Below are 12,679 nucleotides of genomic sequence, written 5' to 3'. Positions count from 1 at the left end.
TCGCACCCCTAAACCCCGAAAAAGCGACGACCCGGAAAGCAACGGGTGATTGCCGGCTGAAAGAGGCACATGGCAGAGACAAGCAGACAGGATCCAAAGCGATCAATCCTCGTAATCGGCGGCGGCATCGCGGGCATGTCCTTCGCGATCCGTGCACGGGAACTGGGACACCCGGTCGACCTGGTGGAAGCGGATCCAGATTGGCGCGTGGCTGGTGCGGGGATCAGCATCACCGGGCCGACCTACCGAGCCATCAAGCGCCTTGGCCTCCTTGACGAGGTTATGACCGAAGGTTTCTACATCGGTACTGGCAGCTACATCTGTGCGCCGGACGGAACGGTCGTCGCCGAAGTGCCGATGCAACGACTCGAGCCTGACCTTCCTACGGCTGGTGGCATCCTTCGCCCTCGTCTCCATCGCATCCTCTCCGGGCGCGTGCGCGAACTGGGCGTATTGGTGAGGCTGGGTACCACCGTCGTCGAACTAACCGACGAGGGCAGAAGCGTCCGTGCATCCTTTGGCGATGGCGATTGCGGCGATTACGACATGGTCGTTGGAGCGGACGGCGCTTTTTCGAGTACGCGGGACCGACTTTTCCCCGATGCTCCCGAGCCCCGCTACACCGGCCAATATTGCTGGCGGATGCTCGCTGCCCGGCCGACTGAGATCGACCGCCCCTTCTTCTTCCTGACGGGCGAGGTCACGGCCGGGCTCATGCCCTGTTCGGAAGAGCACATGTACCTGTGGCTGCTTGAGAATGCGCCCATGCGTCGACGGATCGACGATGCACGGGCAGCAGCTGGGCTACGAGAGTTGCTGGCACCCTTCGGAGGGCCGCTCGGGCGTTTGCGCGACACCATTGATTCCACCACCCACGTCATCAGCCGCCCGCTCGACGCGCTGCTGCTCCAGCGACCATGGCACAAGGGCAAGGTCGTCCTCATCGGAGATGCCGCCCATGCCACCACGCCACATCTGGCGTCTGGTGCGGGCATCGCGATCGAAGATGCCTTGGTGCTTGCCGAATGCCTTGCCGAGGGCGGTGAAGTGGAGGCGATCTTCTCCCGCTTCACCGAGCGGCGTTGGGAGCGATGCCGGCTGGTGGTGGAAAGCTCGGTCGAAATCGGTGCCATGCAACAGGCGGGTGGTTCGCCCGACAAGCTCAACCAGCTCATGCATGCGGCCCAGCAGGCCCTCAACGAAAACATCTGATCGGAGATCTGACCCATGGCAATCCTTGGTATTGAAAGCGTGGTCTACGGCGTTGACGACCTTGAGACCTGCACTCGTTTCTGGGACGACTTCGGCTTGGCGCCGCTGTCGCGCGACGCGCACGAAAGCATCTTCGAGGTAGCAACGGGCTCGCGCATCATCGTGCGCCCCCGAGCCAACACCGGGATCGAGGACTGGTTCGATTGGCCCGGCGTAAAGCTGGTGACCTGGGGCGTCGACACGCCCGAGGCTCTCGAGGCGCTGGTCCGCGACCTGGAGCGCGATCGCGAGGTTCGCCGCGACGAGGATGGCACGGCCCATGCCGTCGGGGACGACGGGATGCCTTTTGCCCTCAGGGTGTGGGCCAAGCGGACGGTTGTCTCGCAGCCCGATCCGGTCAACGCCCCCGGTTGCATCCAACGGCTCAACCAGCATCGCAAGTGGCGCAGCCGAGCGCGTCCCAAGACGCTCAACCACATCGTCTTCTTCTCGCACGACTATGTGAAATCCTTCGAATTCTACCGCGATCGGCTCGGCTTCCGGCTGACGGATCACAGCGAAGGCCTTGGTGTCTTCGCGCGTGCCGACGGTACGAACGAACATCATTCGATCTTCTGGGTGAACACTGCCCTTCCGGTCGCACCCGATGCACAGGGGTTCATGCACCTGGCCTTCGGTCTGGAAGATATCGACGAGGTCATGCTCGGCGCGAACATCATGGCCGAGCGGGGGTGGACCAACACATCCGCGAACAGCTCGGGCGGGCTTTCGCGGCACCGCATATCATCCGCAATCTACTATTACATGGACAATCCCGGCGGCGGCGAGGCCGAGTATCACTGCGATACCGACTATCTCGACGACAATTGGGTGCCTCGGGCCTGGGACTGGAAGTTCGGCGCGTTGCTCTGGGCGCACCGTACGCCATCCTTCTTCCGCACCGACCATGACGGCTGGGACATGCGCTTCGATCCCGAGGGCAAGTCGCTCGAGCCATTTCGCAAGGCGGCGCTCTCCGACCTGCCTGCGGGGCTGGGGCAGATCTCCGCGCAGGACGAGCACGCTCTTTAAAGGAACCTGACAATGTTCAGCTATTTCCCGGGCAATTATGTCTGGAACCTGTCGGTCGACATCGCCCTCGAAAGTGGCGCCCAGATCGGCGAGATCGAGGAAATGTGTGCGCCGCTGCGCGAGGCCGCAGCCAAGGGCGCAGATGCCGGCACCGACGCCTTCATGGCCAGCTGGGTGGCGATGGCGGACAAGCTCGATGCCCTGGCGCATGAGGATGTAGCGGTCGGCCGCAATTTCTCGGCCGGGACCAAGCTCCACCGTGCCGCTCTCTACTACCAGACAGCAGAGCGCATGCAGGCGCATGGAGCGCCTTCCCGCATGGCCGTGTTCGAGAAGGGGCAGGATGCGTTCCGGCGGGCGGTGCTGCTGGGCCGCGACAATCTCGAACGGGTAGAGATCCCTTATGAGGGCGGGATCATTCCCGGCTATTTCATGGCCTCGACCCATGGGCAGGGCGAGCGGCCCACCCTGGTCTTCGTCAACGGCCTCGACAGTTCGAAGGAGATGCTGGTCTGGACCCGTCTCGGGGCAGAACTCGCGCGTCGCGGCGTCTCGACCCTGCATATCGACCAGCCCGGCACCGGCGAGGCCCTTCGCGCCCACGGCCTCACCGCCGTGCCCGAGAGCGAGCGCTGGGCCTCCAAGGTCGTCGATTACCTGGAAACCCGCCGCGACGTGGACGAGGACCGCATCGGCATCATGGGCCTGTCCCTCGGCGGCTATTATGCGCCGCGCGCGGTCGCGTTCGAGCCGCGTTTCGCGCTGGGTGCGGTCTGGGGCGCCAATCACGACTGGGGCGCGGTCCAGCATGCGCGGCTCAAGCGGGAAGGCGAAAACCCCGTTCCGCATTACTGGGAGCATGTCCGCTGGGTCTGGGGGGCGGCCGACATGGCAAGCTTCATGGCGATCGCCGACAAGGTGACGCTCGAAGGCGTGCTCGACCGGGTCACGGTGCCCTTCCTCGTCACACATGGCGAGAAGGACCGGCAGATCCCGCTCGCCTATGCCCAGCGTACGTTCGACCAGCTCGTCAATTCGCCCAAGCGCGAATTCAAGGTCTTCGACAAGCGGACCGGCGGGGTCGAGCATGTGAGCCTCGACAACATGTCCTACGGGCGGGACTTCATCGCCGACTGGATCGCCGAGACCTTTGGGGAGCGCACCGCATGAGCATCGAGCCAGGAACGCCGATCCGGCGCATCGTTACCGGCCATGACGACGGCAACCGCGCGGTGATCGCCACCGACGGTCCGCCCGGCCGCATCTTCGACGAGTTGGGCGAGGAAGGCCTCGTCTTCTACGAGATCTGGAACACCCGTGAGACACCGGCCCTTGTCGATCGCAACGACGAAGAACCGGCCGAGGAGCGACTCGTCCTCGCGCCGCCGCCAGGGGGCACGCGCATTCGCATCCTCGATATCCCGCCGGACAAGCCGGAAGCGGATTTCGATGCGGTCTTCGAGAACATCGGCGGCAAGGACGCCCATGTCGGCGAGGCCTCCCAGCGGCACGCGAGCTTCCACCGGACGCGCTCGATCGACTATGGCATCGTGCTGTCGGGCGAGATCACCCTGCTGCTTGATATCGGCGAAACTACGGTGCGCGCGGGCGATATCGTCGTGCAGCGGGGGACCAACCATGGCTGGGTCAACCGCAGCGACCAGCCCTGCCGCATTGCCTTCATCCTCGTCGATGGCGAATTTGCGGACGGGCTTGCATGACGATCCTCGTCACGGGCGCGGCCGGCTTCGTCGGCCAGACGGTGGCGCAGCGACTTTGTGCGGGCTCCAGCCCGCAGGCGATCCGGCTGCTCGACCGAACGAGTCCCCTCGCGCCGGACGACCCGCGCTTCTCCAGCTTCTGCGGCGATCTTCTCGACCCCGCAGTCGTCGATCGCGCACTCGAGGGCGTCGATACAGTCATCCACCTCGCGTCTGTGCCGGGTGCCGCGGCGGAGCAGGACCCGGCGCTGGCCCGGCGGGTCAATGTCGATGCGACATTCGCGCTGCTCGAGCGCATCGATACGGGTCAGAACCCGGTCCGGTTCGTCTATGCCAGTTCGATTGCGGTCTTCGGCATGCTGCCAGACCAGGTCGACGACGAGACGCCGCCCGCGCCGGCGCTGGTCTACGGCGCCCATAAGCGGATGATGGAACTGGCCGTAGCCGACTTCCACCGCCGGGGACGGGTTCGCGCGATCTCGCTGCGGCTACCAGGGATCGTCGCCCGCCCGTCTGGCGCGAGCGGTCTCAAGTCGGCCTTCATGAGCGCCATCTTCCATGCCGCTTGGCTGCATCAACCCTACGCCGTCCCGGTCGGCCCCGATGCCACCTGCTGGATGATGTCCGTGGCCTGCGCGGCGGACAATCTCGTCCACGCCGCCGAAATCACCGCGGTCGATGGGCGGGCCCTGACCCTCCCGGCAGTCCGGGTCAGGATCGGGGACCTTGCCGAGCAGCTGTTCGGTGTCGATTCGCCCGACATCTTCTTTGAACCTGATACGGCGCTGCAGGCACTTTTCGGCGCCTATCCGCCACTCGCAACGCCTGCGGCCCAGGCCCTCGGTTTTCGCGACGATGGCGACCTGGCTGGCCTGGTCGAGGTGGTCCTGCAGGATATCGCGGCCCGGGCGGCATGAACGCCTTTCTCGAGACCTGGTTCGGGCTCGTCGGCAAGACGGTCCTGATCACCGGCGGGACCGGGGGCATCGGGACCGCCATGAGCCGGGCCTTTGCCGGCGCCGGCGCACGGCTGGTCATCGCAAGCGACGACGCGCCGGCCAGTGCGGCCCTTGCCCGCGAACTCGGCGTTCTGGGCTGTGAAGTCCTGGCCCAGCCATGCGACGTCGCCAAGCCAGTGGAACTCGACCGCCTCGTGGACGCTGCCCTTGGCCGGTTCGGCACCATCGACATACTGGCTTGCAACGCGGGCATCTCGGGTCCGCATGGTCCCCTGGCCAATGCGACATGGCAGGAGCGCGGCCAGCTTTTCCGCATCAACCTCGCCCATCCGCTTCATCTGACCAGCCGCGTCGCGCCGTTGATGGGCGCGCAGGGTAGCGGCAGCATCATCCTCACCGCCTCGATCGCGGGCTTGCGCGGCAACAAGGCGCTTGGCCTCTACGGCATCGCCAAGGCCGCGTTGATCCAGCTGGCGCGCAATCTTGCCGTGGAATGGGGGCCAGCGGGCGTTCGCGCCAATGCCCTTGCGCCCGGGCTGGTCGCGACCAGCTGGGCAAAGGCCGTCCTGGCTGACCCGCAGGCCCGTGAGCGTCGCCTTTCGCTCACCCCGCTTCGCCGCGTCGGCACGCCGGAGGAAATCGCCGCCGCCGCGCTTTTCCTTGCGGGTCCGGCCGCCGGCTTCATCACCGGCCAGACCATCGTTGTCGATGGCGGCACCCTCATCTCCGACGGAAATTGAAAGCGAACGACCCCGATGAAACTGGCCACCCTGAACGACGGAACGCGCGATGGAACCCTGGTGCTCGTCTCGCAGGACCTCAGGACGATCCTGCCCTGTAGCATGACGGCACCGACCCTCCAGGCGGCGATCGAGCGATGGGATGAAGTGGAAGCGCCACTTGTTCGCCTTTCGCGGGCGCTGGATGCGGGGCAGGCGCCAGGCACGCTGCCCTTCGAGGCCACGAGCATGAAGGCGCCGCTGCCCCGCGCCTGGCAATGGCTCGATGGTTCGGCGTTCCCGACCCATGGCGACCTCATGCAGACGGCCTATAACCTGCCGCCTGTCCCCGCTGGCGTACCGTTGATGTACCAGGGCCTGTCGCACCAGTTCATTGCCGGACATGACGACGTGGCTTTCCCGAGCGTGGAGGACGGCATCGACTTCGAGGCCGAGCTGGCCGTCATCGTCGACGATGTCCCCCAGGGCGTCAGTGCCGAGGATGCGCTTGGCCACATCAAGCTCATCATGCTGGTCAACGACTGGAGTTTGCGGATCATCGGCTCGGCCGAGATGCGCACCGGTTTCGGGTGGGTGCAGGCCAAGCCCGCCTGCAGCGCAGCGCCCGTCGTCGTCACGCCAGATGAGCTGGGCGACCGCTGGGAAAATGGCCGCGTCCACCTTCCGGTCCTCGTCCATTACCATGGCCTGCAATTCGGCGCGGCGGAGGCCGGGTCAATGGCATTCGGCTTCCACGACCTCATCGCCCATGCCGCCCGGACCCGGTCGCTATGTGCGGGAACTATCATTGGATCCGGCACCATCTCAAACCGGAATTACGCGCAGGTGGGCTCTAGCTGCATTGCCGAGAAGCGGGCAATCGAGAAGATCGGTTCCGGCGAGGCCTTCACGCCGTTCATGCAAGATGGCGAAAGCGTGCGCATTGAGGTGCGGCAGCTACGCGGATCGCTTTTCGGCGCCATCGACCAGCGCGTCGTGGTCGCCGCAACCGCGCGCTGACCGGCGGCCGTTCATTGGGGGCGGCTCCACTCATTTTGATAGGGGCAGGGGAATTGATGAGGAGGCGGACGGGATAGCGGCCCGTAGATGGTGAGGTGCGATGGAGCCGGATTGGCACCTCGCGCAAGGCATCATCTCGGCCTTGCGCGCGGTGAAGGAAATCCACGAATTGAAAGGCATCATGGAAGCGGTCGCCAACGAGATTGGTTGCCGCTTCTGGCACCATATACTCTTCCGGAGAAATCCGGAAACATCGATAAAACCGCTGGAAACAGCGGTTTTTTGTGTTTGGCGCCCATAGGTTTCCGCCGGTGGATTTGTGAATTCGGGGTACATGAAGGTATCTTTGTGGGTATCGGCCAACATGGCCAAAGGAGATACCCTCATGGCTCTTTCATCCCTCACGCTGTCCAAAGCGAAGCCACGCGAAAAGCCATACAAGCTGGCAGATGGGCATGGACTGGTGACACCTCAAAGGCGGTCGCTACTGGCGCATGAATTATCGTTTCGACGGCAAGGCCAAGACCGGTCGTAGCGCGTCGCGACCCGTCGCCAGTCCTTGAGGCGGCCGAACATGATCTCGATCGTGTGTTCATGATGACTCTCCAGTGCAGCTTCCTGTTGAGCTGTTTTGAAGATCTACGAGCCAGATGCGTTGGGTTCCGACCTTGGCCAACCGTCCCTTGAATCGGCCGCGCCGGAGCCAACCGTAGACGGTTTGCCCGTGCGGTCCTATTCGATCGGCATATTCCTGGAGGGTCATTTCGCTATTGTTCCGCCGAGGGATATTTTTCGACCAGATAGGGCGTGTTGTGGCAAGCCCACGCCGCTGGAGCAGGCGATGGATCATAGGAGCGTTGAAGCTATCCTTCTTGGGCGGCGCCCAGCCCTCAGTATTGAGCGCATCAGCGATAATCTGCGCGGTTGCTCCCTGGCTTCGCAGGTCTATCACCCGGGCAAGCAACTTGTCGAAGTTCTCCAGTTGCTCGAACCGCCGGACCGGTCGTGTGAACGCATGTTTCGTCACAGTGCCACCCACCCAATGGCAGACGAGTCCAGCGCGCTCGGTTTAACCCACGACGATGACCTCGACGCGTTCCAGCATCATACGCGCAATGGCCTGGCGATCGCGCGCTGTCGTTGATGCGTTGCCCCACAACGCGGGGATATCTTGTGCGAGCTGCCGTATAGCATCGCACTTGGCTTGGGTAAGGCGTTCGGGCTCTTGCGCCAAAGCGCGCCGCTGTTCGTCTGTCAGCGACTGCTCGGCCGCGAGTGCCGCTTCCCAGTCCCGTTCCAGCGTCCGGGCAACCAAGCGGTTATCCGGATCTACCGCTTCGTAACGGCGGCGCGCGAGCGCGGTTTCATATCTCGCACGTTCAAGCCGCGTTTTCCATTGGCCGTGGAGTTTTCGGCGTTCCAGCTCGATATCCTCGGACGCTTGCAGGCTCACCTCGATTGCAGCCAGCAAAAGGGCTTCAAGGATCAGCGTGGAGGTCAGCCTGTCGATCGGCCAGGCACTGATCGACTGGCATCGTGCTTCCCCATAGGTAGTGGCGAGTTGATGGCAGACATAGCGAGCCTCGCGTCCGTCGTCGGTATAGGTCGTAAACATCCGCCGACCGCAAAGCCCGCAAGAGATGAGGCCGCCAAGCAGAGCCGCGCCGCCGCGCGGAACACCCGTGTGTCGGGAGCGGTTCATGGCCATCTGCCGCTGGTTCCTCTCAAAGTGGCTCCAGTCTATATACGCCGGCAACGCATCTTGGTGGAGTACCATCCATTTCTGCGGATCACGTAGATAAGATCGACCACTATGCGGCTTACCCGGAAGCCGGCGACGGCCATCATAGTGGCGACGCCCGAAGGCGTAGGCGCCAGCATAGGCCGGATGGCGCAACATATCCGATAGCGTCGCGCGATTGGGACGATTCCAGCAGACATCTCCCTTGTTCGGCCCGCTCCGCACGCGATCAGGTAATTGCAGGTCACGGTCGACGAGATAACGCAGCACACCGCTGACCGATCGCCGCCGCTCGAAGACAGCGAAGACCAGGCGGATTGCACGCTGCACTCCCTCATCTCGCTCATCGTTCCCTTGAGCCCAAGCAGAAGGCGATCATTGTAAGTGCCGGGATCATAAATACCATCGGCATCGCCAATGAGCGTGTCGAACAGCGCGCACATTTCGAGCAGTTGGTGCCAGTCGCAGCAGGATCGTGCCAAGCGCGACACTTCGATCCCAAGAACCAACCCAACATGGCCGAGGCCCACTTCCGCGACAAGCCGCTGGAAGCCCGGCCGATCCAGCGCCGAGGATCCGGAACGTCCAAGGTCATCATCGATGATTGTCACTTGCTCGCTCCGCCAGCCGAGCCCACAAGCTCGATCAGCAAGGCCATATTGCAAGCGTGTCGACTCTCTGATTTCTACTACCTGCCACGGCGTCGACTGACGGACATAAACGACGGCCTGCCGCTCTTGATGGCGCGGCAGGACCTTTTCAGGCCGCGCCCTGGTGAGTTCCATTGTCATGGCTTGCCTCCCGTGGGAGCGATAGCTGTCGCTGGATCAGCTCCCCCAAAATGACCACAAGCCGCCGGCGTCGATCCGTCGGCAGATCTGTCCAATGGATGTTCTTCCGATATGACATCGCCATGCCTCGCAATCCAACGCGCCAAGCTCAAAAGTGCGCCATGGCTCACCTGCGGCACTAAATGAACCTGTGACTCAGAGGTTCCAACGCCATGCCTTCTCGATGCGGTTGCGCCATTTGTAGCGGCGCTTGTCGTGTTTGACGGCATTGTTCCGAGATTTGCGACCGGGGATGCAGGGGGTGATGCCCTTTTCCTCTAAAGCATCGCTCCGGCGACCCTGCCAGCGCCTTGGCCCGTTCGCGCATAAGGCAGGACGGGTCGGCATGTCGATCACTCCAAAAAGATGGCCCACCCCTTGCGAGGTGGGCCATCTTACCGCCGAGGAGGGCGGGCAAGCTCAATATTTGATGTTGAGCGTCGCGATCGCCGTCCGCCCGGCCGCCTGGTTGGCATAATGGGCGGCATAGGCCTTGTCGTAATAACGTTTGTTGAAGACGTTGTTGACGTTGACCTGCAGGTTCACCGCGTCGCTGAAGCTGTACGACGCATTGCCGTCGAAGCGCCAGTAGCTGGGCACCATGCGGGCCAGTTCCTTGGTGATGACGACCGCGCCGTTGGTGATGGTGCGCAGGTCAGAATAGCCGCCATAGACCTTGCTCATGTAGATCGCGCCACCACCGATGGTGAAGGCCGGCGTCACCTTATAGTTGGTGAAGGCGGTGAAGCTGTGCTTGGGCGTGTTCGGGAACTGCTTGCCGGTATTGACCGACGGTGCATAGAGCGTGACGCCGCTGACCGTGGTCGCCGTAAAGCCGCCGTCGACGATCTCGGAGTCCATATAGGTGTAGCCGCCAAAGACGTTCCATTCCGGCGTGATATTGCCGTTGAACCCGACTTCGATGCCCTTGATGAGGCGTTCGCCGATAAAGGCGACGGTACCGGCATCGTTGGTGGCGCGGGCATTCTTGGTTTCTGTGCGGAACGCCGCCAGCGTCAGCGCCAGGCTGTCGTTGAACAGATTGGCCTTGGCGCCGATTTCATAGGATTTGGTCTTTTCCACCTTGAGCGCGTCGGTCAGCGCCTGGCTGGTGGTGTTGAGCGCATTGCCCTCCGCGCCGTTCGCGATGAACGAACCGGGAGGCGTCGCGGCGGTCGAGGTCGACGCGTAGATGCTGCTGCTTTCCGTCGGCTTGAAGACGATGCCGGCCTGATAGGTCCACAGGTCGTCCTCGCGCTCCAGGACGATCCGGTTGGTGGTTGCGGTCGCGGCGAGGCCGGGGCTAACGGTCGTCTTATACTTGTCGAACCGACCGCCCAGGTTGATCAGCAGCTTGTCGCTGATGGTGATCGTGTCGAACAGCGACGCCGCCTGGGTCGTGGTCTTGGACATGGTCCAGGTCTTGCGCAGGCTGCGAACGATGGGGGAGACGACCGACGAGCCGTCGGCGGCATAGCTGACCCAGGGATCGTTGGGGTTGGGATTATCGACGCTGGTGCAGTTATAGTTCGCGATCGAGATCGCCCCGCAACGGCCGCCGACGGCGTTGATGCCGGTGGTGATGACGACGCCCGTCTGCGCATTGGAGACATAGGTGCCGTTGGCCGCCTTTTCCTCGCTGAATTCGACGCTGGCGGCGAAGCTGTTCTTGATGCCGCCGATCGCAAATTCGCCGAACAGGTCGGTCTGGTTCAACAGGCCGTCGGTTTCGCTGTAGCGGTTGTTGTTGCGACGCCAGACCAGGCCATTGGCGACATTGCCCTGCTGGTCGTCGGGCTGGGTCCAGACATAGCCCTGGGTGCTGCGGCCATAGCGGCTGGTGTTGCGCAGGGTGACGCCGCCGAAATCATGTTCGGCGCGGATGGTGAAATTGTCGACCTTGGTCTTGCGGAAATCGCGATCCTTCAGGCCATAATAGGCGCCGCGCGGCACGCTGATCTTCGCGCCGTCGTCGAGGGCGGTGAAGGTTCGTGCAGGGCCGGTCTCGGTGACGCCGGCGGGGGCGTTGGCGATGGTGTAGAGATAGGGAATGCCCGAATCCGGCAGTTCGTCGGTGTCGAGATGATAATAGCTGACGGTCAGGCTGGTCGGGCCATTGAGACCCAGCTTGATCGATGGCGCCACGCCCCAGCGCTTGGACCAGATGGCGTCGCGACCGGCGACGTCCTGATCGTGCCACATGGCGTTGAGGCGGAAGCCGACGAAATCGTTGATCGGCTGGTTGATGTCGATCGTCGCGCGCTTGTAGTCGGCATTGCCGAGACTGCCGCTCGCGGCGATGAACCGGTCCGCCTTCGGCGTCTTGGAGACGAGGTTGAGCGAACCGCCCGCGCCGCCGCGGCCACCGGTGGTGCTGTCGGAGCCCTTGACCACTTCGATCTGCTCGATCGCGAAGATTTCGCGGCTCTGCGCGCCGACGTCGCGCACGCCGTCCAGATAGGTGCTGGCCTGGCTGTCGAAGCCGCGGATGAAGGGGCGGTCGCCCATCGGATTGCCGCCTTCGCCCGCGCCCAGCGTGATGCCCGGCACGGTGCGCAGCGCCTCGGTCAGGGACGCCGACGCCGTATCCTTGATGACCGACGCGGGGATGACGGTGATGGATCGCGGCGTATCGACCAGAGGCGCTGTGAACTTGGGCGAATCCGCCTTGTCGACCTTATAGCCCTGCTCGTCGATTGCGGTGTCGGTAACGACCATGCCGCCCAGCTTGCGGCCCTGCGTTTCGTCGGCGGCCTGATCGCCATTCTGTGCGATGGCAGGCGCGGCGGAGATGAAAAGCCCGACACAGCTCAAGGCGAGGAAGCAGGTGGAGGTCGGCGCGCGGTCGCGCATGTTGCTATGGTTCATTATTGCCCCTTTCTGGCGTGAAACAAGGAGCCGGTTGGGTCCGGCTCTGTCGAAATTATCCATGCAGCCGGGCAGCGGATGCGTTGCGCGGCAGAAGTGGTGCTGCGCGATACCAGCCGTGGCGCACGCGCTGGATCAGACCGTCCTTGCAAAAACGGCTCACGGATTGGCGCGAGACGCCGGCTTCGGCGAAATCATGGGTGCTCGCAATCTCCCGTGCCCGAACGAGGGAAAGCGCGCGATTGCGTGCCATTCCCGTCATAGGGCGATCCTTTGCAGTCTGGATTTTACCGCGCGCGCGACCAGGTGCCGCACTCTGCAAAACCGCCATCGGCAGGCAGATGCCGGCCTCGCGCAAAATCGCGGCGCATTGGAGCAACGCCGCGCGATCCTGTTCGTCCCCACCCACATATGCGCGACCGGCCAGGCGCTGCGCAGCGGCAAGATCGGCCAGAAGTGCAACCTCGCCGTCGCTGATGAACCTGGCGCCAGGCGGAAAGATTGTCAGGCCGCGACCGCGGGCCAGCGCAGACAGCCG

At 63.6% G+C, this 12,679-nt stretch carries 11 protein-coding genes and 3 pseudogenes; 8 read left to right on the top strand and 6 right to left on the bottom strand.

Annotated elements, in window-relative coordinates; all coding sequences use genetic code 11:
• Positions 1-69 precede the first annotated feature (69 nt).
• The 8 genes from ABT375_RS11080 to ABT375_RS11045 all read left to right on the top strand — a co-directional run bounded on the left by ABT375_RS11080 (position 70) and on the right by ABT375_RS11045 (position 7,003).
• The gene (locus ABT375_RS11080; protein ID WP_416462443.1) at positions 70-1,212 is read left to right on the top strand and encodes an FAD-dependent monooxygenase; all 1,143 of its coding nucleotides are present in this window, start codon (positions 70-72) and stop codon (positions 1,210-1,212) included.
• Between the two features lie 15 nt (positions 1,213-1,227).
• Positions 1,228-2,283 carry a VOC family protein gene (locus tag ABT375_RS11075; protein WP_416462442.1) on the top strand — a complete coding sequence of 352 codons (1,056 nt, stop codon included), beginning with the start codon at positions 1,228-1,230 and terminating at the stop codon, positions 2,281-2,283.
• A gap of 6 nt (positions 2,284-2,289) precedes the next feature.
• Complete coding sequence (locus ABT375_RS11070) at positions 2,290-3,453, top strand: alpha/beta hydrolase family protein (protein WP_416464884.1); 1,164 nt, start codon at positions 2,290-2,292, stop codon at positions 3,451-3,453.
• Positions 3,450-4,004, top strand: coding sequence for a cupin domain-containing protein (locus ABT375_RS11065; RefSeq protein ID WP_416462441.1), 555 nt, complete (start codon positions 3,450-3,452; stop codon positions 4,002-4,004). The genes ABT375_RS11070 and ABT375_RS11065 overlap by 4 nt, the downstream gene beginning before the upstream one ends.
• Positions 4,001-4,921: an NAD-dependent epimerase/dehydratase family protein gene (locus tag ABT375_RS11060; RefSeq protein WP_416462440.1), complete on the top strand. Its 921-nt coding sequence runs from the start codon at positions 4,001-4,003 to the stop codon at positions 4,919-4,921. The genes ABT375_RS11065 and ABT375_RS11060 overlap by 4 nt, the downstream gene beginning before the upstream one ends.
• Entirely contained in the window at positions 4,918-5,703 is a 786-nt protein-coding gene (locus tag ABT375_RS11055; RefSeq protein WP_416462439.1) for an SDR family NAD(P)-dependent oxidoreductase, read from the top strand. Before ABT375_RS11060 ends, ABT375_RS11055 begins: the two co-directional genes overlap by 4 nt.
• Positions 5,704-5,718: 15 nt before the next feature.
• Positions 5,719-6,702, top strand: coding sequence for a fumarylacetoacetate hydrolase family protein (locus ABT375_RS11050; protein ID WP_416462438.1), 984 nt, complete (start codon positions 5,719-5,721; stop codon positions 6,700-6,702).
• Positions 6,703-6,802: 100 nt separating this feature from the next.
• Positions 6,803-7,003, top strand: coding sequence for a hypothetical protein (locus ABT375_RS11045; protein ID WP_416462437.1), 201 nt, complete (start codon positions 6,803-6,805; stop codon positions 7,001-7,003).
• 768 nt (positions 7,004-7,771) lie between these two features.
• Here the strand turns inward: ABT375_RS11045 and ABT375_RS11040 are convergent.
• The 6 genes and pseudogenes from ABT375_RS11040 to ABT375_RS11015 form a co-directional block, all read right to left on the bottom strand.
• Entirely contained in the window at positions 7,772-8,410 is a 639-nt protein-coding gene (locus tag ABT375_RS11040) for a zinc ribbon domain-containing protein (RefSeq protein WP_416464883.1), read from the bottom strand.
• A gap of 54 nt (positions 8,411-8,464) precedes the next feature.
• A pseudogene (locus tag ABT375_RS11035) lies at positions 8,465-8,713 on the bottom strand (recombinase family protein); the annotation flags it as partial.
• A gap of 122 nt (positions 8,714-8,835) precedes the next feature.
• A pseudogene (locus ABT375_RS11030) lies at positions 8,836-9,228 on the bottom strand (recombinase family protein); the annotation flags it as partial.
• Positions 9,229-9,441: 213 nt separating this feature from the next.
• Positions 9,442-9,561, bottom strand: a pseudogene (locus tag ABT375_RS11025) (IS5/IS1182 family transposase); the annotation flags it as partial.
• A 132-nt stretch (positions 9,562-9,693) separates the two neighbouring features.
• Entirely contained in the window at positions 9,694-12,141 is a 2,448-nt protein-coding gene (locus ABT375_RS11020; RefSeq protein ID WP_416462436.1) for a TonB-dependent receptor, read from the bottom strand.
• Between the two features lie 55 nt (positions 12,142-12,196).
• On the bottom strand, positions 12,197-12,394 hold the full coding sequence (locus tag ABT375_RS11015; protein WP_416464882.1) for a type IV toxin-antitoxin system AbiEi family antitoxin domain-containing protein: 198 nt from the start codon (positions 12,392-12,394) through the stop codon (positions 12,197-12,199).
• Between the last annotated feature and the right edge of the window lie 285 nt (positions 12,395-12,679).

Source organism: Sphingomonas sp. VDB2, from assembly GCF_047946695.1.
Taxonomy (GTDB): Bacteria; Pseudomonadota; Alphaproteobacteria; order Sphingomonadales; family Sphingomonadaceae; genus Sphingobium; species Sphingobium bisphenolicum.
The sequence above is the reverse complement of the archived record's forward strand: the minus strand, read 5'-3'. Positions and strand labels throughout refer to the sequence as shown.

Coding starts and splice junctions, on each gene's coding strand:
- ABT375_RS11080 (WP_416462443.1), top strand. CDS start 70: ATGGCAGAGACAAGCAGACAGGATCCAAAGCGATCAATCCTCGTAATC.
- ABT375_RS11075 (WP_416462442.1), top strand. CDS start 1,228: ATGGCAATCCTTGGTATTGAAAGCGTGGTCTACGGCGTTGACGACCTT.
- ABT375_RS11065 (WP_416462441.1), top strand. CDS start 3,450: ATGAGCATCGAGCCAGGAACGCCGATCCGGCGCATCGTTACCGGCCAT.
- ABT375_RS11060 (WP_416462440.1), top strand. CDS start 4,001: ATGACGATCCTCGTCACGGGCGCGGCCGGCTTCGTCGGCCAGACGGTG.
- ABT375_RS11055 (WP_416462439.1), top strand. CDS start 4,918: ATGAACGCCTTTCTCGAGACCTGGTTCGGGCTCGTCGGCAAGACGGTC.
- ABT375_RS11050 (WP_416462438.1), top strand. CDS start 5,719: ATGAAACTGGCCACCCTGAACGACGGAACGCGCGATGGAACCCTGGTG.
- ABT375_RS11045 (WP_416462437.1), top strand. CDS start 6,803: ATGGAGCCGGATTGGCACCTCGCGCAAGGCATCATCTCGGCCTTGCGC.
- ABT375_RS11040 (WP_416464883.1), bottom strand. CDS start 8,410: ATGGCCATGAACCGCTCCCGACACACGGGTGTTCCGCGCGGCGGCGCG.
- ABT375_RS11020 (WP_416462436.1), bottom strand. CDS start 12,141: ATGAACCATAGCAACATGCGCGACCGCGCGCCGACCTCCACCTGCTTC.
- ABT375_RS11015 (WP_416464882.1), bottom strand. CDS start 12,394: ATGGCACGCAATCGCGCGCTTTCCCTCGTTCGGGCACGGGAGATTGCG.